The following is a 24,302-nucleotide window of genomic DNA, read 5'->3' as shown; positions in this document are numbered from 1 at the left end:
AAGGTAATGTGTAACATATTACTGAGGAGATCGTTTAATGAAACCTTGGCGTGGGGTACTCGTCGCGACCGCCCTGCCGTGGCGCGACGGCCAGATCGATGTCGACACCTATAAAGACCATGTGCGCTGGCTGACCGACAACGGCTGCGACGGAGTGGTCCCCAATGGTTCGCTCGGGGAATATCAGGTGCTCAGCGCGGCCGAACGCGAGACGGTCATGCGGGCCGCGGTCGAAGCGGGCGCCAAGGTGGTCATGCCGGGCGTGGCCGCCTATGGGGCCCTGGAGGCGCGGGCCTGGGCCGAGAAAGCGGGCGAGGCGGGCTGCCAGGCGGTGATGCTGCTGCCGCCGACGGCCTACCGTGCCGACGATGAGGCCGTGCTGGCGCACTATCGGGAGGTGGCCAAGGCCGGGCTCCCGATCGTCGCCTACAACAACCCTTATGACACCAAGGTCGACCTGACCCCGCAGATGCTGGCCAAGCTGCACGGCGAGGGGCTCATCGTCGCGGTCAAGGAGTTCAGCGGCGATGTGCGGCGCGGTTATGAGATAGCCGAGCTGGCGCCCGGCCTTGATCTGCTGGTCGGCGCCGACGACGTGCTGCTGGAGCTGCTGCAGGCGGGCGCGGTGGGCTGGATCGCCGGCTATCCCAACGCCTTGCCGCACTCGTGCATGGAGCTTTACCGCAACCGCGATCCCGAGCTCTACCGGCTGCTGCACCCGCTGCTGCGCTGGGACTCGAAAACCGAGTTCGTTCAGGCCATCAAGCTGTCCATGGACCTGGCCGGTCGCTACGGTGGACCGTGCAGGCCACCACGGCTGCCGCTCAACGAGACCATGACCGCGGCCGTGGTAGCCGCGACCGAGCGGGCCATCAAGGAAGGGTGCCGATGAAAGCGTCCCGGGTCGTCCATGTGGTCGACTCGCATACCGAGGGCATGCCGACGCGCGTGGTGACCGGTGGCATCGGGGTCATCCCGGGCGACACCATGGCCCAGCGGCGGCTGCACTTCATGGCCCATCTGGACCATCTGCGTACCTGGCTGATGTTCGAGCCGCACGGTCACGCCGCCATGTCGGGGGCGATCCTGCAACCGCCCACCCGGCCCGACGCCGACTATGGCGTGCTGTTTATCGAGGTCTCCGGCTGCCTGCCGATGTGTGGGCACGGCACCATCGGCGTGGCCACGGTGCTGGTGGAAACCGGCATGGTCGAGGTGACCGAGCCGGTGACCACGGTGCGCCTGGACACCCCGGCCGGGCTGGTGACGGCGCAGGTTCAGGTGAGCGACGGCGTGGCCACCTCGGTCACCATCACCAATGTGGCCTCGTTCAGCGCGGGGCTCGACCTGTCCGCCGGCGGCGTGCGTTACGACCTTGCCTTCGGCGGCAACTTCTTTGCCATCGTCGAGATGGCCGACCTCGGGCTGACCCTGCAGAGCCCGAAGCGGGAGCTGCTCGACGCGGGCCTGGAGCTGATGGCCGCCATCAACGCCAAGGCCGAGCCGGTGCACCCGCTCGACGAGGGCATCCGCGGCTGCCATCACGTTTACCTTGCCGGGCAAGGTTCCGACGCGCGTCACTCGCGACACGCGATGGCGATCCACCCCGGGTGGTTCGACCGTTCCCCTTGCGGCACAGGCACTTCCGCCCGGATGGCGCAGCTGCACGCGCGCGGGCTGCTGCCGCTGGATACCGATTTCGTCAACGAGGGCATTCTCGGCACTCGTTTCCTCGGGCGGCTCACGGAGACCACTTCGGTCGGCGATTTCGCGGCGGTGGTGCCGACCATCACCGGGCGCGCCTGGCTGACCGGCACCGCCCAGCATTGGCTTGCCCCTGACGACCCCTTCCCGGCTGGATTTTTGCTATGACAGACAAGCGTTTTCACACCGGCAGCCACGACCTTCCCGTGTCGGCGGCGCTGGAAGACTTCATGCGCACCGGCTGGCTCGACTCCGAGACCGACCCGGCCGCCGAGGCGGTCGCGCAGTGGACCCCGGCCCGGCGGGCGCGGCTGCAGGAGGCCTTCCCGGGTGAGCGGATAGTGGTCCGCTCCGGCGGCTTCAAACAGCGTTCCAATGACCAATACTTCCGGTTCCGGCCGCACTCGGCCTATGTCTGGCTGTCCGGCGACCAGTCCAGCGACGGGGTCTTCGTCAAGGAGCCCGATGGCGAGTGCGCGCTCTACCTTCGCCCGCGCTCCAGCCGCGACGACGGCGAGTTCTTCCGTGACCGCAAATACGGCGAGCTGTGGGCCGGGCGGCGTGCCACGCTGCGGGAAAGCGAGCGCCGGCTGGGCCTTCGCACGAGGCACCTGGATGCCTTCGCCGAGGGTGGACGCGACGAGACCGACCCGGAGGTGGCCGCTGTCCTCTCCGAGCTGCGTCTGGTCAAGGACGCGTGGGAGATCGAGCAGCTGGAGGAAGCGGTCGCCATCACCACCCGCGGCTTCGAGGATGTGGTGCGCGCCTTGGATTCCGGGCGGGAGCGCTATCTCGAAGGCGTGTTCTGGGCGCGGGCTCGGCTCGAGGGCAACGAGGTGGGTTATCACTCCATCGTCGCGGCGGGTGCGCATGCGGCGACGTTGCACTGGATAGACAACGACGGCCCGCTGCGCGACGGGGAGCTCTTGCTGCTCGACGCCGGAGTCGAGACGCGAAGCCTTTACACGTCGGACATCACCCGGGTGCTGCCGATCTCGGGGCGGTTCACGCCCCTGCAACGGGATCTGTACGAGCTCAACCGCAAGGCCAACGACGCCGCGATCGAAACTCTGAAGCCGGGTGCGGCTTACCGCGACTTCCACCGGGCGGCCATGCGGGTGCTCGCCTGCGGGCTGGAAGACCTTGGCGTGCTTCCGATCCCGGCCGAGCAGGCGCTCGACGAGGAGAGCGGGCTCTATCGCCGCTGGACGCTGTGCGGCTCGGGACACATGCTCGGGCTCGATGTGCACGACTGCGCCCAGGCCCGGTCGGGGTCCTATTTGGACGGAACGCTCACCCCGGGGCATGTGCTCACGGTGGAGCCGGGAATCTACTTCCAGGCCGACGATGCTTTGATCCCGGCCGAGATGCGCGGGATGGGTTTCCGCATCGAGGAGGACATCCTGATCACCGAGGAGGGCGCGCGCATCCTCTCCAGCGATCTGCCCCGCAGCGCTGACGAGGTCGAGTCGTGGATGGACAGGGTGTGCCAGACGTCGTAGTGATCGGGGCCGGGGTGGTCGGCGCGGCCTGCGCCTACTACCTGAGCCGGGCCGGGCTGACGGTGACCGTGCTCGATCGGGGCGGGGTGTCCGGCGGCACCACCGGGGCGGGCGAGGGCAACATCCTCGTCTCGGACAAGCCGCCCGGGCCCGAGCTGCAGATCGCGTTGCGCTCCAACGAACTCTGGCGAGCCCTTGGCCGACAGCTGGAAGGCATCGAGCTCGAGGTCAAGGGCGGCCTGGTGGTGACCGAGTCGCAGGAGCAGCAGGAAGCGTTGCGGGCCTTCGCCTCCGGGCAGGCGGGCGTCACCGCGACCGAGGTGACCGACGTTCGCGATTACGAGCCGCACCTGGCGCCCGATCTGGCGGGCGGCATGTTCTACCCGCAGGACATGCAGGTGCAGCCGATGCTCGCGGCGGCCCAGCTGCTGCGGGCCAGCGGGGCAACGGTTCGGCTCGGCGTGACGGTGACCTCCATCGAGCCGGGCCGGGTGGTGACCGATGCCGGAGTCATCGCCGCCGGCGCGATCGTGAACGCGGCCGGGGTGTGGGCGGGTCAGCTCGGCGATGTCCCGGTCCTTCCCAGGCGCGGGTTCATTCTGGTCACCTCGCGGCAGCCGGAACTGGTAAGGCACAAGGTCTACGCGGCAAGCTATGTGGCCGCCGTGGAAAGCGACGCCGCCGACCTGCAAACCTCGCCGGTCATCGAGGGCACCAAGGCGGGCAGCATCCTGATCGGCTCCAGCCGGGAACGCGTCGGGTTCGACGCGGCCATGTCGCTTCCGGTGCTGCGGCTGCTCGCGGCCGGAGCGGTGCGGTTGTTCCCGGTGCTGAAACAGGTTCGCCTCATCCGGGCCTACAAAGGCTTTCGCCCCTATACCCTGGACCATCTGCCGATCATCGGGGCCGACCCGCGCGTGCCGGGGCTCTATCACGCCTGCGGCCATGAGGGGGCGGGGGTGGGGCTCGCCCCGATCACCGGCAAGCTCATCGCCGATCAAATCACCGGCTCACCCACAGACGTGGATCTGAGCCCGTTTCGCCCGGAGCGGTTCCATGTTCAGCTTTGAAGGTAGGCAGATCCCGGCCGAGGGGGAGCTGAGCATCGCCGCGGCGCTGGTGCGCTCGGGTGAACCAGCCGGGCTTTTCTGCGCCATCGGGGTGTGCTTCGGCTGCCTGGTGTCGGTCAACGCCGGCCCACCGGAAAGGGGCTGCGTCACCGTGGCCCAGGAAGGGGACGTGGTCAGCCGTGCGATATGACGTCGTGGTCATCGGGGCCGGTCCGGCCGGGCTCGCCGCGGCGACCACCGCGGCGCGGTTCGGGCGCTCGGTGGCCCTGCTCGACGCGGCCACGCGGCCGGGCGGCCAGTTCTGGCGGCACCGCGCGGCCGACACCGGTGCCGGTCACCGCGACTGGGCCACCTTCGCGGCCTTGCGCGATCAGCTGTCCGGGGTGGACTACCGGCCGGGTTCGCGGGTTTGGTTCGTGGAGCCGGGTTTCACCGTGCATCTGGAGGGCGGTGAGCGCTTCGCCGGAGCGCGCCTGGTCCTGGCCACCGGGGCCTACGATCGCAGCTTTCCGTTCCCCGGCTGGGATTTGCCCGGGGTGGTCACCGCCGGGGCCGCCCAGGCTTTGCTCAAGGGCCAAGGGGTGCCGATCGGCAAACGGGTGGTGGTGGCCGGGTCGGGGCCCTTCCTGCTGCCGGTCGCGGCCGGGCTGGCTCGGGCCGGGGTGCGGGTGCCCGCGGTCATCGAGGCGGCCAGCCCGCTGGGATACCTGCGCGGTGTGCCGCCGCTGGGCAAGGTGGCCGAGGCGGCTGCCTACCTGGCCCAGCTTGCACGGCACCGGATCCCTTACCGGACAAGGCGTGTCGTCTCCGCCGCGCACGGCGACGGCCGGGTGACGGCGGTGACCGTCAGCGGGCCGGGCGGGCAGCGGGTCATCGAGTGTGATGCGCTTGCCATCGGGTACGGCTTCACCCCCCAGGTCGAGCTGGCCATCGCCGCCGGGTGCGAGACCCGGCTCGACGGCGACGGGAGCCTGGTGGTGCAGGTCGAAGACGGCCAGAGCACCTCGGTGCCGGGCGTCTACGCCGCGGGCGAGGTCACCGGCGTCGGCGGTGCCGAACTGTCACTGGTCGAGGGCCGCCTCGCCGGGCTCGCCGCAACGGGCCAACCGCTTCCGCTCGCGCTGCTACGCAGACGCTCCGCCTTGCGCCGCTTCGCCGCGGTCCTGGCGCGGGTGCATCGCACTCCGCCATGGGCCGGCCGGTGCGACGAACAGACGGTGCTCTGCCGATGCGAAGGCGTGACGGTCGATGCGGTGAACCGCTCAGTCCGCCAGCTTGGTGTGGTGGACGGGCGGGGTGCCAAGCTCATGACCCGGGTGGGCATGGGCTGGTGCCAGGGGCGGGTCTGCGGGGCGGCCGCATGCCAGCTGGTGGCCGCGGGCGCGGGGCGCGAGGTCTCCCGCGACGATCTGCTTGCCTTCGGCACCAGGCCGATCGCCCAGCCTGTCACCTTGGCGGAGCTGGCGGAGTGAGGCGCAACGTCGCCCACACCGTCTTGCCGTAAGCCGTGAGCGTGGTTCCCCAGCCGTTGGAGAGACGGTCCACCATCTGCAGGCCACGGCGATGGGCGGTCTGCAGGCCGTCGGCGCCGGAGAGCGTGGGCAGCTGCTTGCTCCGGTCGCGCACGTGCAGGTGCAGGAAATGCTCCCCGATGGCCGCGGTCACCTCTATATCTGTGCCGGCGTGCCGGACGGCGTTGGTGACCAGCTCCGAAATGATCAGCTCGGCAACCTCGGTCACTATCTCAAGGTCCCAGGCCTCGCACAGCCGCACCACCAAACGGCGGGCCACGGCCGGGGCGGCTGGGGTCGGGCGCAGCAGGACATGAGCTCGTTTGCTGGAGGAGCGGCCCTTGGCCAGGACGGCCGAGGCCTCGCGCTCATGGGCGTAGATAAGCATGCCGCCCAGCGAGGCGGCGCGAACAATGATGCCGGTGGGGCTGATCGGGTCGCAGCACAGCAGGATCGGGACATCCTCGCGGTTGTGCACCAGTGCCGGCAGCACCAGCAGCGCCAGCTCCTGCAGAATCTCCAGATCGTCAAGATTGACAATCACAGCCAGCGGATGCTCGGAAAGCGTCTTGAGCATCGCGGAACGTATCTTGGCGGCGCTGACCATGTCGAGGTCACCGTGGAACCAGAGCCGGGCAAGGCCGGTTTCGAAGTCATAGCTCGTGGTATGTGCAAGGGTGACCATGACTGGCACCTGCCTGTCTCACCAAGAACGAGCTGGCATTGGTGTTGGGAGGGGATTGAAGAAATGTGTTTGAAACATTGTATGCGCTCGTTGGCTCGCCTGGGCGCCCGACGTGATCCGGCTTTACCGGCTTTCGGCCTATTGCCTTTCGCCGATGAGGCGAGCCAGCCGGCGCACCCCTTCTTCGATCTGAGCCTGGTCCAGGTAGCTGCACGACAGGCGCAGCGAGTGTGAGCCCTCGCCGCCGGTGTAGAAGAAACTCATCGGCGTCCACAGCACGCCGTACTCGGAGGCGGAAATTTCCAGCAGCTTCTCGTCGGCCACCAGCGGAACCTGTACCACCGCGAAGAATCCGCCCGCCGGAGTGTTCCAGGTGATGCCGGCCGGCATGTGCTCTTGCAAGGCGGAGAGCAAGGCGCGCAGGTTCTGGCGGTAGAACTCGATTTTGGCTTTGTTCGCGGCCCGCAGGCTGAACTTGGACTCGAGGAGAACGCCGCCGATGACCGCCTGGCTGACCGGAGAGGTGTTCACGGTCAACATGCTTTTGATGTTCGACAGCTCGTCGGCTAGCAGAGTGCGCCCGCCGCTGGCGTCGACGACGGTCTGATCGGCGACGAGGAAGCCGACGCGTGCGCCCGGAAAGCACGACTTCGCGAACGAGCCCAGATAGATGACCCGCTGCTGCGTGTCCAGCGCCTTGAGCTTGGGCCTTTCCCGGTCGTCCAAACCGAACAGGCCGTAGGGATCGTCTTCGAGGATCAGGAGATCCTCGGCTTGCGCGATCTCCAGCAGCCGGTGGCGCTCGGGCAGATCGAGACAATCTCCACCGGGGTTGCTGAAGTCTGGTACCAGATAAAGCGCCCGAGGATTCTTGCCGATCGCCCGCACCTCCCGAGCGACTCGGGCGACTCCTTGCGCCCCTTCATGTTCGGGCACGGGGACGACTTCGATGCCGACGAGCCGGGCCGCTCCCGTGATGCCGACATAGCAGGGCGACATGGCCAGCAGGACATCGCCGGGGCCGGCGCACAGGGCGCGCAGCACGATGACCATCGCCTCCTGGCAGCCGGCGGTCACCGCGATCGCCTCGGGCGCAACGACAATCCCGTCGTCGGTGGCGAGCAGCCGGGCGATGAGGTCGTGTATCTGCCCGTTGGTCCGGCCATATTGCATCAGGGCGCGGCGCGGATCCACCCCGCGTTCCCGAAGATATTCCAGATAGATATCAATGTATCTGGTGATATCCGTGGCCTCGTAGAAGCCTTCGTAGGGGCGACCGGCGGCCAGCGATATCGCCTCCGGATAGCGGCCGGCCACCTCGTTGAGAAAATTCATCGACGTGGCAACGGGATCGCTCACCGACACGTGCAACGCTTCTTTGATCAGCTCAACCATATAGGGCGCTCCGCGTTATCTCCTCGGCGCGGGGCCGGCCGGCCAGCGCCATGGTGTGCTCGAATTCGGCATTGAGCAGGCTCAGCAGCTCCCCGACGCCGCTCGCGCCGCCGGCTGCCAGCGCCCACAGCACCGGTCTGCCGATCAGGACGGCGCTCGCCCCGCTCGCCAGCGCCACGAACACATCGCGGCCGTGGCGTATCCCACCGTCGACCAGTACCGGACAGCGCCCGTCCACGGCCGCCACCACCTCCGGCAGGGCGCGCATGGCCGGAACGGCGCCGTCGAGCTGCCGGCCGCCGTGATTGGAAACCACGATCGCGTCGACGCCATGTTCCACGGCGAGCGCGGCGTCCTCGGCGGTCAGCACCCCTTTGAGCACCAGCGGCAGGTCGGTCAAACTCTTGAGCCAGGCCAGATCTGCCCACGTGACCCGCTGATCGAAGGTGAGGGCGGCGTGTTTGGCTATGCCATCGGGCTGGTGGGTCGCGGCCATCACCGTCTCGTCGAGGTTGACCGCTTGAATGTGTGGCGGGATGGCGAAGCCGTTGCGCATGTCGCGCAGCCGGCGTCCGATCCGGGGTGCGTCCACGGTGAGCATGAGTGCCCGAAAGCCTGCGTCATGCGCGCGTTTGGCGAGACTTGTCATGACATCGCGGCGCTGCAACCAGTAGAGCTGAAGCCACAGCGGGCCGGTGGCCCGTTTCGCGATCTCCTCCAGGGGCTGGCCGGCGAAGATGCTTACCACCATTGGCGCGCCGTTAGCCCCCTGCGCCGTAGCCAGCTCGCCTTCGGGGTGCAGCAGGGTGTGGTACGCCGTGGGCGCTATGCCAATGGGCGAAGGCCATCGATCACCCAAAAGCAGGCGGGAGGTGTCGCATATGGACACATCTACCAATATCCTCGGGCGAATCATCGCTGTGTCGAAGATGTGACGGTTGGCGGCAAGCGTGATTTCGGCTCCGCCGCCACCGCAGACAAAGTCCCATACTTTGCTGTCGACAAGCTCGCGAGCTGCGATGGCGTAATCGTCAACGGATAGGTGGGGCACCGGCCCAACGCTAGAGCCGCCTTCGGTCGCTGGCAATAGTGTGAACGAAGAGTGGCTATTCCTCGATGATCACCCATGCGGATGCTTCACTGGAGAAAGTTTGAACGTTAGGCTCCAAGGGCGAGCGAGTCGCGTCGCGCGCGAGACGCGCCATGGTCGCTAGCGGGGTTCCCCAGTGGTCATACGCGTGCTTGGAAGGGAGGTATGTCATGTCCGAAGTTGCCAAGGAGGTCGCCAAGGAGGTCGCCCGCGAGGTTGCGACCAGCCTGGAGTAACACCTACTTACCACACTGGACCGGGGCGCGGCGACGGCTGCGCTCCGGTCTCCGGTGCTATCAAAGCGATCTGGGCTAACTGATCCCGGCGAGATGGGTTCTGAGGAACTGGGCCGCCTCGGCCTGTGCCTGTGCTCCGGCGGCCAGATCCCCGGCCATGCAGAAGAAACCGTGCACCATGCCCTCATAACGGGAAAGTTTGACCGGCACGCCCTCTTCGCTGAGGCGGTCGGCGTATTGCTCGGCCTGATCGCGCAGCGGGTCGTATTCGGCTGTGATGATCAGCGCCGGCGGCAGGCCCTTGACCGACGGGGCGCGCAGGGGAGAGGCAAGCGGGTTGCGGCCGTCGTCGTCGGCGGCGAGGTAGTTGTTCCAGTACCAGGCGACTGAGGTTTTGTTGAACAGATAAGGGTCGTCGCCGTCGTGCAGGGACCGGGTGTCGGACAGATAGTCGGTATTGGGATAGACCAGCAGCTGGGCCGCGAGCGGGAGGCCCTCGTCGCGGGCGAGCAGGGTGACCGCGGCGGCCAGGTTGCCGCCTGCGCTGTCGCCACCGACCGCGATCAACGGAGCGTCCAAATTGGAGCTTGCCCATACCGTGGCCGCGTAGCAGTCGTGCACGGCGGCCGGGAATTTGTGCTCGGGAGCGAGCCGATAGCCGACGGCCAGCACAGCGCAGCCGCTCGCGTTGGCCAGGGTGCGGCACACCGCGTCGGAGGTGTCGAGGTTGCCCAGGGTCCAGCCGCCGCCGAAGAAGTAGACGAGCACGGGCAGCGGTTTGTCCAGGATCGGGCGGTAGAGCCGCACCGGCAGCAGGCCCGCCGGACCGTCAATGGTGCTGTCGGCCACCGAAGCCACCTGCTCGACCGATCCGGAAGCGGCCTGAATCGAGGCGAGGTCAAGGGCGCGCGCCTCGTCGACGGAAAGCGTGTAGAGCTGAGGCACGTGCTCCTGCTTGCGGCGCTCGCGCATGGCCCGGACCTGGGGGTGCAACGGCATGGTCAGCCTCCGAGATTGAGGGATCGAAGCTCGCGCATGGTGGAGGTCAGCGGCAAAACCTTGGTGTTCGCCGCAAACCACGCCGAAACCTCATCGAGCCGGCGAACCATTTCTTCCCATGACTTGGTGTGTACCGTGAACTCGCCCATCCGCCCGAAGGTGTTGCCTCCGGTGGGCGCGGCGCGAAGCCCCTTGGGCACGAAGATGCGCGCGTTGATGACATCGGGCTGGGCGAGCAGATCGGCGACGCTGGGATGGTCGAGCAGGGTGCCCTCCACCGTGGGCAGAAAGGCCGACCCGATCGAGCCCTCCACCGGCTCGACGGCGATGTCGCCGATCGGTTGCAGCTGCGAAAGCACGCTCAGCGCGGCCAGGTCAACGCCGAACTTGTGCCGCACCTGATCGCTGATCGGCCCGCCGCCGCGCCGCGCCGCGCATTCGCTGAACGCCAGCCGGGCGCCGTCATAGAACAGCTCCATATGAAAGACGCCGTAGCCCAGGCCCAGCGTGGCCAGCGCCTGGTTCACCACCGGCCCGGCCAGGTCGTAGAAAGCCTTGTCGGTCACCGGGTCCAGGCACAGGGTGCGCACCGGGCTGTGCTCGGCGACCGCGTCGAGGCAGTTTTTGGCATACCGGCCAAGGCTGACAAAGCGCACCCGCCCGTCGGAGACGACGCCGTCGGCGAACCACTCCTCGCCCTCGACGAACTCCTCCACGACGAAGGTGCGCGAGGGGATCGCCTTGGCCTTGCATTCCCGGCTGATCCGCCGCACCTCGGCGGTGCTGGTGACCGCATAGGTGGTCTGGGTCGCCTGGCCCGCAACGGGTTTGACCACCGCCTTGGCGAAGGGCAGCTCCCAGCCGGCGGGCAGGTCCCGGATGTCTTCGATCAGCTCGCTGCGCGCGACGATGATCCCCGCCGCGGCGAGCACCTGTTTCTGCAGGAATTTGTCGCGAAACAGCGCGGCTGTCCGGGGGTGGATGGCGCGCGCGCCGAGCACCTGGCCGAGCACCGCGGCGGTCATGACGGTCGTGTCGTCGTGGGCGTAGACGGCGTCGAATGTTTCGAGCCCGTTGCGGTAAAGGCAATTCAGCGCACTGTCGATGCTCTTGGGGTCATCGGTGAAGACCAGCCGGGTGCGCCCGGGCGGGATGGGCAGCCCGATGTCCTTGGCGTTGCCGCCCAGCAGCGCGGTGACCTCGACATCGTGCTTCTGGATCGCCTCCAGCGCCTGATGATCGGGGCCGACCATTAGAAGATGATGGCTACGTTCCATGGCTGGTCAGATTACCGCGTGCCAAAGAATAGAGAAACATCTCCATTGCGGACATACCTGCATATTCATTGAGTCAGATATCGGCCATTCCATACGATCCGCAGACCGCATTAATTGATGAACACGGATATCTTCAAGACCCACCACCGCCGTCACCTGCCTCGCCAAACGTCTTCTGTAAACAAACCTTCGAGAGTTTCATTGGAAATACTCGATTCAATTGGCGCGCAAGGTCAAGAGACTATTGCAAGTGCCTCGATAGGACAGTACATTCCGAACACCGGGGGAGACACAGCGATTAGTGATGGCAGGATCACCATGAGCGCGTGGATCGACGGGATGTTACTGTCTGGCTCTGACAGTGAAATTTCCTTGAACGTTGGAGAGCCCATCAGCTGTGCCCTTTTGCGGGAAGAAGTCGCCCAGCGCCAGGTGGTGCTGGAGTCGCTCGGCCTCAAAGCGGGCGGCTCGGTGGCGCTGCGGCTCCCGCCGTCGCTTGCCTACGTCGCCAATCTGTTGGCGGCGTGGCGAATTGGCGCGCAAGTGTCGCTTTTGGACCATCGTCTGACCGCCTACGAGGTGGACCGCGCTCTGGAGCGGCTCGATCCTCAGGTCGTGGTCTCGGCGCAAGGCACTATCCCGGGCGGGCTTAGGGCCTTCTACCAGGTGACAGATGTGGCCGAGGCGCGCGAAGGCAGCCCCGCGGCCACCGCGCACGCGGTGGTGCAGCTCAGTTCCGGCTCGACGGGGCCATCGAAAGTGATCGCGCGGACGGCACAGAGCCTCATCGAGGAGATCGAGCGTTACACCAAGATCGATGGCGTGCCCAAACCCGGCGAGAGGGTGGTGCTTCTCGCCTCGGTGGTGCACGTGCTGGGTCTGGTCGGCGGGCTGCTCTACTGCCTGCACGCGGGGGTTGAGCTGGCCATCCCGGAGCGGCTGACCGTCGACTCGATCCTCAAGCTGATCGCCGCCAGCGACAAGCCCACGAGCATCATCGGGGTGCCCTTCCACATCGAGCTGCTCGCCTCGGTGGAAAACCCACCCGCGCTGCCCCAGCTCAAGCGGATGACTACCGGCGGCGAGCTGGTGCGAGCCGAGGTGTACCAGCGGTTCACCGATCGCTATCGGGTGCCGCTGGGCAACATGTACGGGATGACCGAGGTCGGCGTAATCGGCACCGATTTGTTCGGCGAGAACCGGCCTTCGATCATGCCCGCGCCCGGGATCACCGTGCGCGAGGACGAAGGCGAGCTGCTCATCGCCATGCCGGAGTCGCCCTACATCGGGCTGACCGACCCAACGCGCTGGGTCGACGGCTGGCTTCGTACCAAGGATGCGGGAACGGTCTCGCCGCAAACCGGATTGGTCACCGTGCACGGCCGGCTCGACTCACAGGTTTCGGTCGGTGGCCTCAAGGTGGACCTGACCGAGGTGGAACACACGCTCGCCGCGTTGCCCGGGGTGCAGGCCGCGGTCGTTGTCTACGACGGCGGAATAGAGGCCTACGCCGTGGTGCCCGACCCCGACCAGGCCGGTGAGGTGGAAGCCGCTTTGGCACAACGGCTTGCGGCCTACAAACGGCCTAAAGTGATCCACTTCGTGGAGCAGCTTCCGCGAACAGCCACCGGAAAGCTGGTCCGCGCCCAATCCGTGTTGAAGACCGCGAAATGAAGCTTCAGTCAGCGCAGCAGGATGGGGGCCTGGATCGCACAGGCTATGCCGAGCAGATGCCCGCCCTGCCACAGCTGTGCGGTGACCGCGAGCGGCTCGAGCCCTGGCACGGGCGCCATCCGCTCCGGCTCCTGCGGCAGTGGCACTTCGCGGCGCAGCCCGTGCCGGCGCAGCCCGTGGCCCAGCGCCTTGCCCACGGCCTCCTTGCGCACCCACAGCTGCAGGAAGCCGGTGGAGCGGGCGCCGGGCTCGACCTCGCCCAGCCATCGCACCTCGGCGGCGTTGAACCACTTGGCGGCCAAGGGAATCGCGTCGAGCTGGCGCAGCGGTTCCGCGTCGAGGCCCACCGCCCCCAGGCCGGTCACCGCGACGGCGACCAGACCGCGGGTGTGCGTGATGGAGACGTGCAGCGGGCGCGGCGAGCCGGAGATCACCGGCTGGCCGGAGGCCTCGCTGCGCACCTGCGCCCGCACCCCCAGCTCCGCGGCGGCCTCGACGATCAGCCGGCGGGCCAGCGCCCGCTGGTCGCCCGGCTCGCTGCTGCACAGCACCGTGATGCAGTCCCACCCCATGAAAGGAAGTGCACCAGATGAGGACCGATGTGCGCCAGTTCGTCATTGAAGCGATCGCGGCCATGAACTATCCGGTCGACGACGTCGATGCCGACACCCCGCTGGGCAGCGCCGGCATCGACCTCGAATCCCTTGCCGTGGCAGAGCTTGCGGTCCGTGTGGAGGACGAGTTCGGGGTGAAGTTCGCCGATGAGGAAGCTGAGGAGATGGCCGGCATGACCGTGGGTGAGTTCGCTGACGCCATCCTTGCGCGGTCGGCTGCGTAATGACACGCGAAGAGGTGATCGCGATGCTGGCGACCTATGGCGACCGCACGGCCGACCAGGTCCGCGAGCGCATCGACTCCCTCGAGCTGGCCTGGCTTATCCACCAGGTGGAGCAGCGCCATGGCGTGGTGCTCGACCTCGATGACGACTCCCTCGCCGAAATGTCCACTGTGGACGGTTCGTTGGCGGTGCTGAACAAGGTGCTCACCGGTGGCTGAGTCAGTGGCGATCACCTCGATGGCGGTGGCCAGCGCCTATGGCCACGGCTGCGAAGCCCTGTTGCAGGGGGTTCTTTCCGGTAAGCCCGCTTTCGGCCCGGTGTCGCGCTTCGATGTGAGCGCGCGCCGGGTCGGTGTCGCGGCGACCATGCCGGGCGCGCCATCGTTGCGATCGCTGCTGACCGAAGTCATCGCCGAAGCGTGCGACGGCGAGCCGCCGGAAAATCTGCACCTGGCCATTCATGGCGAGCCGGCGCGGGATCACTTCGCGGGCCGGCTTTTCCCCCAGGCACGCACCTATACCAGCGCGTGTGTGGCGGCTTCCCAGGCGATGGCCGATGCGGCGGCGTCGATCGCGCACGGGTTCGTCTCCCGCGCGGTGGTCGCTGCCGGATATCTGGTCGAGCCGGACCAATTCGCCCTCTTCGACGCCGGCCGGGCGCTGGCCGTGGATGAGGCGGTGCGCCCGTTCAGTCTCGGGCGCAAGGGAATCCTGCTCGGTGACGGCGTGGCCGCGATCGTGCTGGAGGCAGGCAGCACGACCACACGCGAACCCCTGGGCTGGATCAGGGGCTGGGGCCGCGCCGGGGACGCCTATCACGTAGTGCAACCTCGCCCAGACGGCTCGGGTTTGGCTAGAGCCATCTCGTCCGCGCTGCGCCGAGCCGGTATAGGCCCGGCCGAGCTGGGATATGTCAACGCCCACGGCTCAGGCTCGCCGCAAAGCGATGCGGCCGAGGCGAACGCGCTGCAGCTGAGCCGGGCCGGCGCGGCCCCGGTCAGCTCCACCAAGTCCTTGCACGGGCAGTCGCTGGAAGCCTCGGCGCTGGTCGAGCTGATCGCCACGGTGCTGGCGATGGGTGAGGGTCAGCTGCCGCCCACCGCCGGGTTCCTGGAGCCCGACCCGGGCTGTGCGGTGAACCTCATCGTCGACGAGCCGCTGCCAGCCAAGCCGCGCTATGCGCTCTCGCTCAACTCCGCCTTCGGCGGCGCGAACACCGCCCTGATCGTGGGTGCGCCGTGATCACGCTCGCCGAGGGACGCTGGCCCACCTCCGAAGGGGACACCTTGCCGGCCGTAGCGGGTTTCGTGGAGTCCACGTTCAGCCCGCTGGCCGCCGAGGTGGCCCGGCGCTGCCTGCAATCGGCCGAGCCGATCGCGGAGACGGCCGTCATCATCGTCAGCTCCACCGGCGATCTCGCCACGGCGCAGGCGACCGCGCGGGCCGTGGACGGCGGCATCCGTCCCGGCCCGCTGCTGTTCTTCCAAGCCGTTCCCAACGCGATCGCCGGCTACATCGCGGCCAAGTGGGACCTGCGCGGCCCGGTGGTCTGCTTGAGCCCCGCCGAGCCGGACCTTGCCGAGGGCTTGGCTGTGGCCGACCTTCTCTTCCTTGATGGCGACGCGCATCAGGCACTGATCATTTCTGTGGAACAGGCGACATCCGTAGGCGAGCGTGACACCGCTCGCGCGGTGCTGGTGAAAGGAGCGGTATGAACCTTCGAGCCATCCTGGCCGCCGACCCCGAGCTGGGGGCGGCCAATGTGGTGACCCGGCTGCTCGAGCACGGCGCCGACCCGAGTGGGCCCGGAATCGAATTCGACACCGACGTCGATGGCATCGGCACCCTGCTCACGCTGGGCCAGCTCGATGAGCGGGTCAACGCCCGCGTGACATCGCTGCTGGCGTTGGGAGTCAAGCAACGCGATCCGGTGGCGGTCTACGTCAGCTCGGCCGCCGACTGCTTCCTCAACTTCATGGCGCTGTGCCGCCTCGGGGCCATCCCGGCATTGATGAACCCGAACATGCCACTGGACATCGCGGTGCTCTATGTGGAGAAGCTGCGCGCCACCGCAGTGATCACCGATCCGGTGCACCGCCTTTCCGGCAGCGACTGGGATGCCGCGTCCCTTGGCGCGGGTGACCCTTCCGCAGCGCCCAGGCCCTACCGCCACCACCAGGAAGACCCAATAGCCATAACCCATTCGTCGGGTACCACGAGAATGCCGACGGCAGTCGTGCACTCCCACGGCAGCCTGTTCGCCGCGACCCGCCGGATCCGCCTTTCCGGACCCAGGGCACAGGGCACCGAGCGGGTGCTCAGCGCCCTGCCCGCACCGCACACGGCGGGCATCCTCACCGTCAACCAGGCGCTGTGTAACCGGGCAGAGCTGCTGTTCCTGTCCACCCAGGACGATGCCAGCAAGATTATCGATGCCATCGAAAGCTGGAAACCCACCGGTGTCTTCGGTTTCGCGGTGACCTGGGCCGAAATGGCACGCTACGACCTGACCAAACGGGACATGTCGTCGGTGGCGATCTGGTTCAACACCGGCGATTGCGCGCATGAGGCGCACATCCGCCGCCTGGTGGCGGTCGGCAGCCACGTGACGGTGACCCCGCAGGGCCGGGTGACCGTGCCGGGATCGACGTTCTACGACGGCATCGGCTCCACCGAGATGGGTCACTCGGCATTCCACATTGGACACCGGTCGGACACCAGCCGCTACGGCCGGTGTGTCGGCAAGCCACACGTCTTCGCCGATGTGCGCATCCTGGACATGCAGACCGGCGACGAGCTTCCGGTCGGGGTCGTCGGGCACCTCGGGCTCAAGTCGCCCACGCTCGCGCTGGGCTACTGGAACGACTCGGTGCAGACCTACCGCACCCGTTTCGCCGGCTACTACCTGACCGGCGACCTCATGTACCGCGACGAAGAGGGCTACTACTACCACATGGATCGCGCGGTGGACTCGGTCGACCTCGGAAACGGTCACTTCCTTTACACCTCGATGTCCGAGGAGCGGATCCTGGCCCGCAACCCCGACATTCGCGACTGCACCGTGGTGGCCATCACCGTCGACGGTCAGGTCATCAGCGATGTCCTGCTGCTGCTGGCCGACGACGCCGATCCGGAGGCGGACCGGTTCGCGGCGGTGCGCGACTCGCTCGACGAGCATGTCGCGGCCACGCTGCGGCAGGTGGTGACGGTCACCGACGACGACATCGTCACCGGGCCCACCGGCAAGGTGCGCAAGTTCCTGATGCGGCAACGCCACTTGGCGGGGGTGGCGGCATGACCGGCGAGGAGATTGTCGTCACCGGGATCGGCTTGGTGACGCCGGTCGGGCGTCACCTGGACGAGGTGTTTGAAGCGCTGTGCAGTGGGAAATCCGGGCTCGTGACTCCACCCGAAGGCCACCCGGCATACGGCTCGCTCGAGGTTATGGGCGCTTCTGAACCCATTGACCCGGCAAGTGTCATGCCCGGCCCGGAGGCGCGCACCATCGATCGCTACATCGTCATGGCGCTCGTCGCCGCGGCAGATGCTATGGCCGACGCGGATCTCGTGGTGGGGCGTGATGTCGACCCGTATAGGGCGGCCAGCGTCGTCTCCGGCACCGGCGGGCTGGCGTCGCTGGAGGCACAGGTGGTGCTGCGCACGCAGAAGGGCCGCATGGGCGTGAGCCCGTACCTGTTGCCCGGCATGCTGCCCAACATGGGCGCCGCGCGGGTGGCCATCAAACACAACCTTCGCGGGTACAGCTCCTCGATCGGCACGGCGTGCGCGGCCGGCGCCCAGTCGATCGCCGAGGGGATCCGGATCCTGCGTGCGGGCGACGCCGATGTGGTGGTGTGCGGCTGTTCCGAGGCGCCGCTGTTCCCCACGCTGGCCGATACCTTCAACAACACCCGTGCGCTCGCCAAGGGCTGGGCCGACACGCCCACCCTGGGCAGCCGCCCCTTTGACATGCGCCGCAACGGTTTGGTGCTGGCCGAGGGGGCCGGAGTGTTCGTGCTGGAGCGGGCCGACCACGCCGACGGGCGTGGCCGGGCGGCCTACGCCACCCTGCTCGGCTGGGGCATGACCACCGATGCCCATCATCCGACAACACCGCGGCCCGACGGCGAGAGCCAGGCTCAGGCTATGAAGATAGCGCTGAGAAACGCCGGCGTAGAACCGCGGGACATCGGTTACCTCAACGCCCACGCCACGAGCACCAAGCTTGGTGACGCGGCGGAAACCCTTGCCATCCGGCAGGTCTTCGGCCAGGACCTGCCGCCGGTGAGTTCCAGCAAGGCGGTGACCGGGCACATGCTCGGCGCCTCGGGGGTGGTCGAAGCCGCCGCCAGCATCGTCGCTGTCGGACGCGGAGTGCTGCCGCCAACGCACAATTTGGACGACCCGGATCCGGCCTGCGATTTGCCTCATATCCGGGGTTCGGCCCGAACCGAAAAAATCGAGCTAGCCCTATCAAACTCGTTCGGGTTCGGTGGTCACAACGTAAGCCTCATCGTGGGCCCGCCGGCGACCAAGCGGAATCGCTTCAATCAGACTGAACAGACCATTGATAGTTTTCAAATGCTTAACTAGTTTTTTATACGGCAGGGCTCACTGGCGCTGATCTATGCGCCGAACCAACGGGGCATCACTCCCTACCTTTTTGCACCCAAAAACGGCAGGGCGGAGAATCGACGAATAGGTAGGTTCAGATGAACATACTCGGGGTAGACCACCTAGAGTTTTACGTCGGCGATGCCCGTCAGACGGCCTACTTCATGTGCACCGCGTTCGGATTCCGGATTCGTGGTCAAGGCGGGCCGCAGACCGGGTTGCCAGATCAGCGTTCGTTGCTGCTGCAACACGGGGACATCAACTTGGTACTGACCACCGGGCTGGTGAGCGGACACCCGGCGACCGAATACGTTGGCCGCCATGGCGACGGAGTTGCCGTCATCGGCATGGCCACCTCGGATGCCGCCGCCCTCTACGACGACGTGGTCGGCCGGGGCGCGGCCGGGCTGGCGGCGCCACAGACCCATGAGCTGGAGGAGCACGGCTGCCTGAGCGCCGCGTCGGTCTCCGGCTTCGGCGACGTGACCCATCGCCTGGTGCAGCGGGAGAACGACAAGGAATTCTGGCTGCCGGGCATCGAGGAAATCGTGTCACCAGAACGCGATGACGGCCTGCTGCAGGTCATCGACCACCTTGCGATCTGCGTGCCGTCGGGGGACCTGAACCGTACGTCGAAGTTCTATCAGGAGGTCTTCGGCTTCCAGGAGACCTTCGAGGAGTACATCGAAGTGGGCGGCCAGGGCATGGATTCCAAGGTGGTGCAAAGCCCATCGCGCGATGTCACCTTCACGCTGATCGAACCGGACACCAACCGGCGTCCCGGTCAGATCGACGACTTCCTCAGCTGGCACGCCGGGGCGGGCGTGCAGCATATAGCTTTCCGCACCAACGACATCATCAAGGCGGTCAGCACCTTCACCGAGCGCGGGGTCGGCTTCCTGAGCACCCCGGGCAGCTACTACGACTCCCTTGAGCAGCGGCTGTCAAGCGTAGACGTACCAATCGACCAGTTGCGCAAGCACGCGGTTCTGGTCGACCAGGACCACTGGGGGCAGATGTACCAGATCTTCACCCAGTCCATGCACATCCGCCGAACGCTCTTCCTTGAGCTCATCGAGCGGCACGGGGCTCTGACATTTGGGACCAGCAACATCAAGGCGCTCTACGAGGCCAAGGAGCGCGAGCTGGCCATGGCGACCGGAGGTGCCAATGCTTGAGAAGCTGTCTGAGGAAGAGCGCGAGCTGCTTCCCACCGCGGAGGAGGTGGCGTTCTACAGCGAGCACGGCTGGTACCTGACCAGGAAGCTGTTCACCGACGACGAGGTGGACGAGCTCGCCGAGGCCAGTGAGCGTTTCTACGCCGGGCAGCGCGACCGCGAGCTGCCGCTGCGCCCGCCCAAGCTGGCCTACTGGGAGCCCGCACACGGCGCGGTCCAACGCCACAACGATTACGTGCACTACGAGAGCGACGCCATCGCGCGGATCCTGCGCAAGCCGGTGCTCGGCGCGGTCGCGGCCCGCCTGGCCCGCGCCGACGAGATGCGTATCTTCCAATCCACGCTCATCTACAAGCCGCCGAAACCGAACGAGCCGAGCAACGTCGTGCCGTGGCACTTCGACCGCCACTACTGGTCGTCGTGCACGTCGGAGAACATGCTCACCGCCTTCATACCGTTCCACCACTGCGATGAGCAGATGGGAACCATCACCATGGTCGACGGGAGCCATGCCTGGAAGGAAACGGGCAGCGACGACACCACGGTGAAGCACTTCGCCGAGCGCGACAACGAGGACCTCGAACAGAAGCTCGCCCGCAACGCGGAGTTCAACAACACCGACGTCCGTAAGATCCCGATGATTATCCCCAAGGGCCACATGAGTTTCCACCACTGCCGCACCTATCACGGCAGTGGGGCCAATCGCAGCGACCGACCCCGGCGCGCGATCTCGTTCCACCTCCAGGACGGGGCCAACCAGTACCGGCGCTTCGAGCTGAGCGACGGCAGCGTGGTCTCGTACAACCACGACGTGCTTGTCCGGCAGACCCCGGACGGCAGGCCAGACTACGCAGACCCCACCTACTGTCCAGTGATCTGGTCCGAATCCCACTAAGGAGAAATGCATGTCCCGCTACGATTGGGGCCAGACCCACCCGGGAATCGAGCGTCTCAAAGAGGCGATCAGCGTCGAGCGGAACGGGGTCATCACCCATCCGCTCTACTCCAACCTCGACACCCACGAAGCGATCGTCGCCTTCATGGAGCATCACGTCTTCGCGGTGTGGGACTTCATGTCGCTGCTCAAGTCGTTGCAGCGCAACCTGACCTGTGTCACGGTGCCGTGGGTGCCGACCGGTCCGACCGGCAGCCGCCGGCTCATCAACGACATCGTGCTGGTGGAGGAGAGCGACCTGCTCGGCGGCGGGTTCATTTCGCACTTCGAGCTCTACGTCCAGGGGATGGAACAGGCCGGCGCCAAAACCGCCACCATCAACACCTTCATCGACATGCTGCGCGCCGGGGTGCCGGTCAGCGACGCGCTCGACGATGCCGACGTGCCCGGGGTGGCCGCCAAGTTCGTGCGCACCACGTGGAAGTTCATCGAGACCGCGCCGGTGCACTGCCAGGCGGCGGCGTTCGCCTTCGGCCGCGAGGACCTGATCCCGGACATGTTCCAGCAGGTCGTCACGGTGAACAAGGAGGGCGGCCGGCTGGACACGTTCGTGGACTACCTGGAGCGCCACATCGAGGTCGACGGCGAAGAGCACACCCCGATGGCGATGCAGATGCTCGCCGACCTTTGCGGCGACGACGAAGTCAAGTGGCAGGAAGCGGCGGACACGGTCAACACCGCGCTCGCTGCGCGCCAGCAGCTGTGGGGCGGCATCCTGACCGCCATCAAAGATGCTCGCTAGAAAGAAGCTACTCGGCATCCTCGCCAGCACCTGGACAGCGCAGGCGATGTATGCGGTGTGCAAACTCGGTGTGCCGGACCTTATCGCGGAGGGTCCGGCCACCGCCTCCGCGCTCGCCGATGCCACCGGAGCCGACCGGGTCGTGCTGACCCGGCTGCTGCGGGCGCTTTGCGGCGCGGGCATGTTCACCCAGCCGGAGCCGGGAACGTTCGCGCTCACCGCGACCGGGCAGCTGCTGCGCGCTCAGGTGCCCGGCTCGGTGCGGCTCAACGCGCTGATGCAGGGTGACGAGATATTCCGATCGTTCGCCGAGATCATGCACACGGTGGCGGGGAACGGGCCGGCTTTCGAAAAGGTCTACGGCACCGGGTTCTACGACTATCTAGCGCAAAACCCTGAAGCGGCCGGCATTTTCATCGAGTCGATGGCCGACGAGGGTGTTCCGCCCGGCCTGGCCGAGGTCGACCTCTCCAGTGCGGTGACGATTGTCGACGTCGGCGGGGGAGACGGCGGGCTGTTGCTGGAGGTGCTTGCCGACACCCAGCGGGGGATCCTGCTCGAGCTCGGACCGGCGGTCGAGCAGGCCCGAAAGAGGCTGGCGCCGCTGGGGGACAGGGTCACGTTGGTGGAAGGCAGCTTCTTCGACGGGGTACCCGAAAATGGTGATGTCTATGTCCTTTGCCGGGTGCTGCACAACTGGAACGACGAGAACGCGAGCCGGATCCTGAGGCGGGTCAAGGAGGCCATGCCGGCCCGGGGGCGGCTGGTGGTGCTGGAGGAATTCCTCGGCGAAGCTTCGGGCGGGCCGGTCGACCTGCTGATGCTGGTGACGCTGCAGGGGCGCGACCGCACCGCCGCCGAGTACCAAGACCTGCTGCAACGCAACGGGTTCGCCGTCACCAGAACCGGCCACGGGGTGCTGGAGGCCGAGCATGGAAGCTAGCCTCTATCGCATGGTGCGGCTGATCCGCCGCTTCGAGGAGCGCTGCGTCGAGCTGGTGCGCTCGGGCGACATCATCGGCGGCATCCACCCCTACATCGGCCAGGAGGCCATCGCGGCCGGGGTGTGCGCGGCGCTGCGCTTCGATGACATCATCACCTCCACCCATCGCGGGCACGGTCACGTGCTGGCCAAGGGCGCCGACCCGATCCGGATGCTGGCCGAGCTGTGCGGCAAGGTGACCGGGCTCAACCGCGGCCGAGGCGGGTCGATGCACGCGGCCGACTTCAGCAAGGGCATCTTCGGCGCCAACGGCATCGTCGGCGCCGGCGGCGCCATCGCGACCGGTGCGGCGTGGGCCTTTCTGCGCCAAGGCGGCGGCGACAAAGTCGCGGTCAGCTTCTTCGGTGATGGCGCGGTGAGCCAGGGCGTGCTGCTGGAGGCGATGAACCTGGCCGCGCTGTGGAAGGTGCCGGTGCTGTTCGTCTGTGAGAACAACGGCTACGCCACCACGCTGACCGTGTCGGAGAGCGTCGCCGGAACCATTTGCGGACGCGCGAGCGCGTTCGGGATCCCCTCGTCCACAGTGGACGGTATGGATGCCGCGGTGGTTTTCGAAGCGGCCTCGGCGGCGGTGGAAAGCGCCCGGCGCGGGGAGGGTCCCGCGTTCCTGGAGTGCCTCACCTACCGTTTCGACGCCCACCACACCTGGGAGCACAAGGCGCGGGTGCGGTACAGGCCGGCCGAGGAAGAGGTCAGCGGCCGTTTGCGCGATCCCGTCGAGATCGCGGGCGGGCGGCTTGACCCAGCCGAACGTGAGTCGATCGATGAGGCCATCGAGGCGCTGCTCGACGAGGCGGTAGCCTTCGCCACCACAAGCCCTGCCCCGGATCCTTCGACCGCATTGGACTATCTCTATGGCTCGGCTGTCCTACCTTAAGGCGCTGCAGCGGGCGCTGATCGACGAGATGAGCCGCGACGAGTCGGTTTTCGTGCTGGGTGAAGACATTCGCGTGGGCGTCAACAACGTGACCACCGGCCTGCTGGCGAAGTTCGGGCCGCAGCGGGTGCTGGACACGCCACTGTCCGAACAGGGCTTCACCAGCTTTGCCACCGGGGCGGCGCTGGCCGGAATGCGGCCGGTCATCGAATTCCAGATCCCGTCGCTGCTGTTCCTGGTCTTTGAGCAAATCGCCAATCAGGCGCACAAGTTTTCGCTCATGACCGGCGGCCAGGCCCGGGTTCCGGTGACCTATTTCGTCCCGGGTTCCGGATCGAAGACCGGATGGGCCGGACAGCACTCCGACCATCCCTACGGCCTTTTCGCGCATGTCGGTGTGAAGACGGTGGTCCCGGCGACGCCCGCGGACGCCTACGGCCTGTTCGTCTCGGCGATCCGCGAGGACGACCCGGTGGTGATCTTCGCGCCGGCCGGCTCGCTCGGGGTGCGCGACGATGTCGACCTAGAGACGCTTTCGGCTGTGCCACTTGGCGTTGGCACGATCCACCGCCCCGGCTCGGACGTGACCGTGGTTGCCGTCGGCCATCATGTGCAGACGGCGCTGGCTGTGGCCGATCAGCTCGAAGGGGAGATCTCGGTGGAGGTCTGGGACCCGCGCAGCCTGTATCCCTTTGACTGGAGTGGATTGGCCGAGTCGGTCAACCGCACCGGGCGGCTGGTCGTCATCGACGACTCCAACCGCCACTGCGGAATAGCCGGGGAAATCCTTGCCACCGCGGCCGAGCAGATGCGGCTGACGGCGCCGCCCCGCCGGGTGACCCGTCCCAGCGGGGCCGTGCTGCCTTTCGCGCTGGCGCTAGACCTTGCCTGCCAACCGGACGCGGAACAACTTGTCACCGCTGTCCGCGAGGTCGCCAAGGACTAGCCCAAT

General features: G+C 67.0%; 25 protein-coding genes. 19 read left to right on the top strand and 6 right to left on the bottom strand.

Going from position 1 to position 24,302, the window contains the following annotated elements; translation table 11 throughout:
* Positions 1–37 precede the first annotated feature (37 nt).
* From Rhe02_RS24040 to Rhe02_RS24015, 6 genes are read left to right on the top strand one after another with little or no spacing between them, the layout of a single operon-like run.
* Positions 38–892 carry a dihydrodipicolinate synthase family protein gene (locus Rhe02_RS24040; RefSeq protein ID WP_203910593.1) on the top strand — a complete coding sequence of 285 codons (855 nt, stop codon included), beginning with the start codon at positions 38–40 and terminating at the stop codon, positions 890–892.
* Positions 889–1,872, top strand: coding sequence for a proline racemase family protein (locus tag Rhe02_RS24035; protein WP_203910592.1), 984 nt, complete (start codon positions 889–891; stop codon positions 1,870–1,872). The genes Rhe02_RS24040 and Rhe02_RS24035 overlap by 4 nt, the downstream gene beginning before the upstream one ends.
* On the top strand, positions 1,869–3,206 hold the full coding sequence (locus Rhe02_RS24030) for an aminopeptidase P family protein (RefSeq protein WP_203910591.1): 1,338 nt from the start codon (positions 1,869–1,871) through the stop codon (positions 3,204–3,206). The genes Rhe02_RS24035 and Rhe02_RS24030 overlap by 4 nt, the downstream gene beginning before the upstream one ends.
* Entirely contained in the window at positions 3,191–4,276 is a 1,086-nt protein-coding gene (locus tag Rhe02_RS24025) for an NAD(P)/FAD-dependent oxidoreductase (RefSeq protein WP_203910590.1), read from the top strand. The genes Rhe02_RS24030 and Rhe02_RS24025 overlap by 16 nt, the downstream gene beginning before the upstream one ends.
* Positions 4,263–4,466: a 2Fe-2S iron-sulfur cluster-binding protein gene (locus tag Rhe02_RS24020; protein ID WP_203910589.1), complete on the top strand. Its 204-nt coding sequence runs from the start codon at positions 4,263–4,265 to the stop codon at positions 4,464–4,466. Before Rhe02_RS24025 ends, Rhe02_RS24020 begins: the two co-directional genes overlap by 14 nt.
* On the top strand, positions 4,456–5,748 hold the full coding sequence (locus Rhe02_RS24015; protein ID WP_203910588.1) for an FAD/NAD(P)-dependent oxidoreductase: 1,293 nt from the start codon (positions 4,456–4,458) through the stop codon (positions 5,746–5,748). The genes Rhe02_RS24020 and Rhe02_RS24015 overlap by 11 nt, the downstream gene beginning before the upstream one ends.
* Here the strand turns inward: Rhe02_RS24015 and Rhe02_RS24010 are convergent.
* The 5 genes from Rhe02_RS24010 to Rhe02_RS23990 all read right to left on the bottom strand — a co-directional run bounded on the left by Rhe02_RS24010 (position 5,723) and on the right by Rhe02_RS23990 (position 11,445).
* Positions 5,723–6,472: an ATP-binding protein gene (locus Rhe02_RS24010; protein WP_203910587.1), complete on the bottom strand. Its 750-nt coding sequence runs from the start codon at positions 6,470–6,472 to the stop codon at positions 5,723–5,725. The two genes, Rhe02_RS24015 and Rhe02_RS24010, sit on opposite strands and share 26 nt — an antisense overlap.
* A gap of 138 nt (positions 6,473–6,610) precedes the next feature.
* Positions 6,611–7,867, bottom strand: coding sequence for an aminotransferase-like domain-containing protein (locus Rhe02_RS24005; RefSeq protein ID WP_239124010.1), 1,257 nt, complete (start codon positions 7,865–7,867; stop codon positions 6,611–6,613).
* Positions 7,860–8,918, bottom strand: a complete 1,059-nt coding sequence (locus tag Rhe02_RS24000; protein ID WP_203910586.1) for an alpha-hydroxy acid oxidase — start codon at positions 8,916–8,918, stop codon at positions 7,860–7,862. Before Rhe02_RS24000 ends, Rhe02_RS24005 begins: the two co-directional genes overlap by 8 nt.
* A gap of 350 nt (positions 8,919–9,268) precedes the next feature.
* Positions 9,269–10,192: a LipP1 family hormone-sensitive lipase gene (gene lipP1, locus Rhe02_RS23995; protein WP_203910585.1), complete on the bottom strand. Its 924-nt coding sequence runs from the start codon at positions 10,190–10,192 to the stop codon at positions 9,269–9,271.
* A 2-nt stretch (positions 10,193–10,194) separates the two neighbouring features.
* A complete protein-coding gene (locus Rhe02_RS23990; RefSeq protein WP_203910584.1) occupies positions 10,195–11,445 on the bottom strand; it encodes an ATP-grasp domain-containing protein in 1,251 nt (416 codons plus the stop codon).
* Positions 11,446–11,808: 363 nt separating this feature from the next.
* On the opposite strand from Rhe02_RS23990, the gene Rhe02_RS23985 reads away from it, so the two are divergent.
* Positions 11,809–13,143: a class I adenylate-forming enzyme family protein gene (locus tag Rhe02_RS23985; protein WP_203910660.1), complete on the top strand. Its 1,335-nt coding sequence runs from the start codon at positions 11,809–11,811 to the stop codon at positions 13,141–13,143.
* Between the two features lie 8 nt (positions 13,144–13,151).
* Here Rhe02_RS23985 and Rhe02_RS23980 read toward each other — a convergent pair whose 3' ends face one another.
* Positions 13,152–13,715, bottom strand: coding sequence for a 4'-phosphopantetheinyl transferase family protein (locus tag Rhe02_RS23980; RefSeq protein ID WP_203910583.1), 564 nt, complete (start codon positions 13,713–13,715; stop codon positions 13,152–13,154).
* Between the two features lie 17 nt (positions 13,716–13,732).
* Here Rhe02_RS23980 and Rhe02_RS23975 point away from each other — a divergent pair, with 17 nt between their 5' ends.
* The 12 genes from Rhe02_RS23975 (at position 13,733) to Rhe02_RS23920 (ending at position 24,296) form a co-directional block, all read left to right on the top strand.
* Positions 13,733–13,981, top strand: a complete 249-nt coding sequence (locus Rhe02_RS23975; protein ID WP_203910582.1) for an acyl carrier protein — start codon at positions 13,733–13,735, stop codon at positions 13,979–13,981.
* Positions 13,981–14,199, top strand: a complete 219-nt coding sequence (locus Rhe02_RS23970) for a hypothetical protein (protein ID WP_203910581.1) — start codon at positions 13,981–13,983, stop codon at positions 14,197–14,199. Before Rhe02_RS23975 ends, Rhe02_RS23970 begins: the two co-directional genes overlap by 1 nt.
* A 19-nt stretch (positions 14,200–14,218) precedes the next feature.
* Positions 14,219–15,223, top strand: a complete 1,005-nt coding sequence (locus tag Rhe02_RS23965) for a beta-ketoacyl synthase N-terminal-like domain-containing protein (protein WP_203910659.1) — start codon at positions 14,219–14,221, stop codon at positions 15,221–15,223.
* Positions 15,220–15,696, top strand: a complete 477-nt coding sequence (locus Rhe02_RS23960; protein ID WP_203910580.1) for a beta-ketoacyl synthase chain length factor — start codon at positions 15,220–15,222, stop codon at positions 15,694–15,696. Before Rhe02_RS23965 ends, Rhe02_RS23960 begins: the two co-directional genes overlap by 4 nt.
* The gene (locus Rhe02_RS23955) at positions 15,693–17,279 is read left to right on the top strand and encodes a class I adenylate-forming enzyme family protein (RefSeq protein WP_203910579.1); all 1,587 of its coding nucleotides are present in this window, start codon (positions 15,693–15,695) and stop codon (positions 17,277–17,279) included. Before Rhe02_RS23960 ends, Rhe02_RS23955 begins: the two co-directional genes overlap by 4 nt.
* Positions 17,276–18,574 (top strand): beta-ketoacyl-[acyl-carrier-protein] synthase family protein, encoded by a 1,299-nt coding sequence (locus tag Rhe02_RS23950; protein ID WP_203910578.1) that lies wholly within the window; start codon positions 17,276–17,278, stop codon positions 18,572–18,574. The genes Rhe02_RS23955 and Rhe02_RS23950 overlap by 4 nt, the downstream gene beginning before the upstream one ends.
* 119 nt (positions 18,575–18,693) lie before the next feature.
* Positions 18,694–19,773, top strand: a complete 1,080-nt coding sequence (gene hppD / locus Rhe02_RS23945) for a 4-hydroxyphenylpyruvate dioxygenase (protein WP_203910577.1) — start codon at positions 18,694–18,696, stop codon at positions 19,771–19,773.
* Entirely contained in the window at positions 19,766–20,668 is a 903-nt protein-coding gene (locus tag Rhe02_RS23940) for a phytanoyl-CoA dioxygenase family protein (protein WP_203910576.1), read from the top strand. The genes hppD and Rhe02_RS23940 overlap by 8 nt, the downstream gene beginning before the upstream one ends.
* A gap of 10 nt (positions 20,669–20,678) precedes the next feature.
* Positions 20,679–21,470 carry a DUF3050 domain-containing protein gene (locus tag Rhe02_RS23935; protein WP_203910575.1) on the top strand — a complete coding sequence of 264 codons (792 nt, stop codon included), beginning with the start codon at positions 20,679–20,681 and terminating at the stop codon, positions 21,468–21,470.
* Positions 21,460–22,413: a methyltransferase gene (locus tag Rhe02_RS23930; protein ID WP_203910574.1), complete on the top strand. Its 954-nt coding sequence runs from the start codon at positions 21,460–21,462 to the stop codon at positions 22,411–22,413. The genes Rhe02_RS23935 and Rhe02_RS23930 overlap by 11 nt, the downstream gene beginning before the upstream one ends.
* Complete coding sequence (locus tag Rhe02_RS23925; RefSeq protein WP_203910573.1) at positions 22,403–23,350, top strand: thiamine pyrophosphate-dependent dehydrogenase E1 component subunit alpha; 948 nt, start codon at positions 22,403–22,405, stop codon at positions 23,348–23,350. The genes Rhe02_RS23930 and Rhe02_RS23925 overlap by 11 nt, the downstream gene beginning before the upstream one ends.
* Complete coding sequence (locus tag Rhe02_RS23920; RefSeq protein ID WP_203910572.1) at positions 23,328–24,296, top strand: alpha-ketoacid dehydrogenase subunit beta; 969 nt, start codon at positions 23,328–23,330, stop codon at positions 24,294–24,296. The genes Rhe02_RS23925 and Rhe02_RS23920 overlap by 23 nt, the downstream gene beginning before the upstream one ends.
* Positions 24,297–24,302: the final 6 nt, after the last annotated feature.

This window comes from Rhizocola hellebori (assembly GCF_016862955.1).
Taxonomy (GTDB): domain Bacteria; phylum Actinomycetota; class Actinomycetes; order Mycobacteriales; family Micromonosporaceae; genus Rhizocola; species Rhizocola hellebori.
This window is presented reverse-complemented; position numbering and strand designations above follow the sequence as displayed.

Bases quoted from the DNA above. Each gene is read 5' to 3' on its own strand.
- Rhe02_RS24040 (WP_203910593.1), top strand. From the start codon at position 38: ATGAAACCTTGGCGTGGGGTACTCGTCGCGACCGCCCTGCCGTGGCGC.
- Rhe02_RS24035 (WP_203910592.1), top strand. From the start codon at position 889: ATGAAAGCGTCCCGGGTCGTCCATGTGGTCGACTCGCATACCGAGGGC.
- Rhe02_RS24030 (WP_203910591.1), top strand. From the start codon at position 1,869: ATGACAGACAAGCGTTTTCACACCGGCAGCCACGACCTTCCCGTGTCG.
- Rhe02_RS24020 (WP_203910589.1), top strand. From the start codon at position 4,263: ATGTTCAGCTTTGAAGGTAGGCAGATCCCGGCCGAGGGGGAGCTGAGC.
- Rhe02_RS24010 (WP_203910587.1), bottom strand. From the start codon at position 6,472: ATGGTCACCCTTGCACATACCACGAGCTATGACTTCGAAACCGGCCTT.
- Rhe02_RS24005 (WP_239124010.1), bottom strand. From the start codon at position 7,867: ATGGTTGAGCTGATCAAAGAAGCGTTGCACGTGTCGGTGAGCGATCCC.
- lipP1 (WP_203910585.1), bottom strand. From the start codon at position 10,192: ATGCCGTTGCACCCCCAGGTCCGGGCCATGCGCGAGCGCCGCAAGCAG.
- Rhe02_RS23990 (WP_203910584.1), bottom strand. From the start codon at position 11,445: ATGGTCGGCCCCGATCATCAGGCGCTGGAGGCGATCCAGAAGCACGAT.
- Rhe02_RS23985 (WP_203910660.1), top strand. From the start codon at position 11,809: ATGTTACTGTCTGGCTCTGACAGTGAAATTTCCTTGAACGTTGGAGAG.
- Rhe02_RS23980 (WP_203910583.1), bottom strand. From the start codon at position 13,715: ATGGGGTGGGACTGCATCACGGTGCTGTGCAGCAGCGAGCCGGGCGAC.
- Rhe02_RS23975 (WP_203910582.1), top strand. From the start codon at position 13,733: ATGAGGACCGATGTGCGCCAGTTCGTCATTGAAGCGATCGCGGCCATG.
- Rhe02_RS23970 (WP_203910581.1), top strand. From the start codon at position 13,981: ATGACACGCGAAGAGGTGATCGCGATGCTGGCGACCTATGGCGACCGC.
- Rhe02_RS23965 (WP_203910659.1), top strand. From the start codon at position 14,219: ATGGCGGTGGCCAGCGCCTATGGCCACGGCTGCGAAGCCCTGTTGCAG.
- Rhe02_RS23955 (WP_203910579.1), top strand. From the start codon at position 15,693: ATGAACCTTCGAGCCATCCTGGCCGCCGACCCCGAGCTGGGGGCGGCC.
- Rhe02_RS23950 (WP_203910578.1), top strand. From the start codon at position 17,276: ATGACCGGCGAGGAGATTGTCGTCACCGGGATCGGCTTGGTGACGCCG.
- hppD (WP_203910577.1), top strand. From the start codon at position 18,694: ATGAACATACTCGGGGTAGACCACCTAGAGTTTTACGTCGGCGATGCC.
- Rhe02_RS23940 (WP_203910576.1), top strand. From the start codon at position 19,766: ATGCTTGAGAAGCTGTCTGAGGAAGAGCGCGAGCTGCTTCCCACCGCG.
- Rhe02_RS23935 (WP_203910575.1), top strand. From the start codon at position 20,679: ATGTCCCGCTACGATTGGGGCCAGACCCACCCGGGAATCGAGCGTCTC.
- Rhe02_RS23930 (WP_203910574.1), top strand. From the start codon at position 21,460: ATGCTCGCTAGAAAGAAGCTACTCGGCATCCTCGCCAGCACCTGGACA.
- Rhe02_RS23925 (WP_203910573.1), top strand. From the start codon at position 22,403: ATGGAAGCTAGCCTCTATCGCATGGTGCGGCTGATCCGCCGCTTCGAG.
- Rhe02_RS23920 (WP_203910572.1), top strand. From the start codon at position 23,328: ATGGCTCGGCTGTCCTACCTTAAGGCGCTGCAGCGGGCGCTGATCGAC.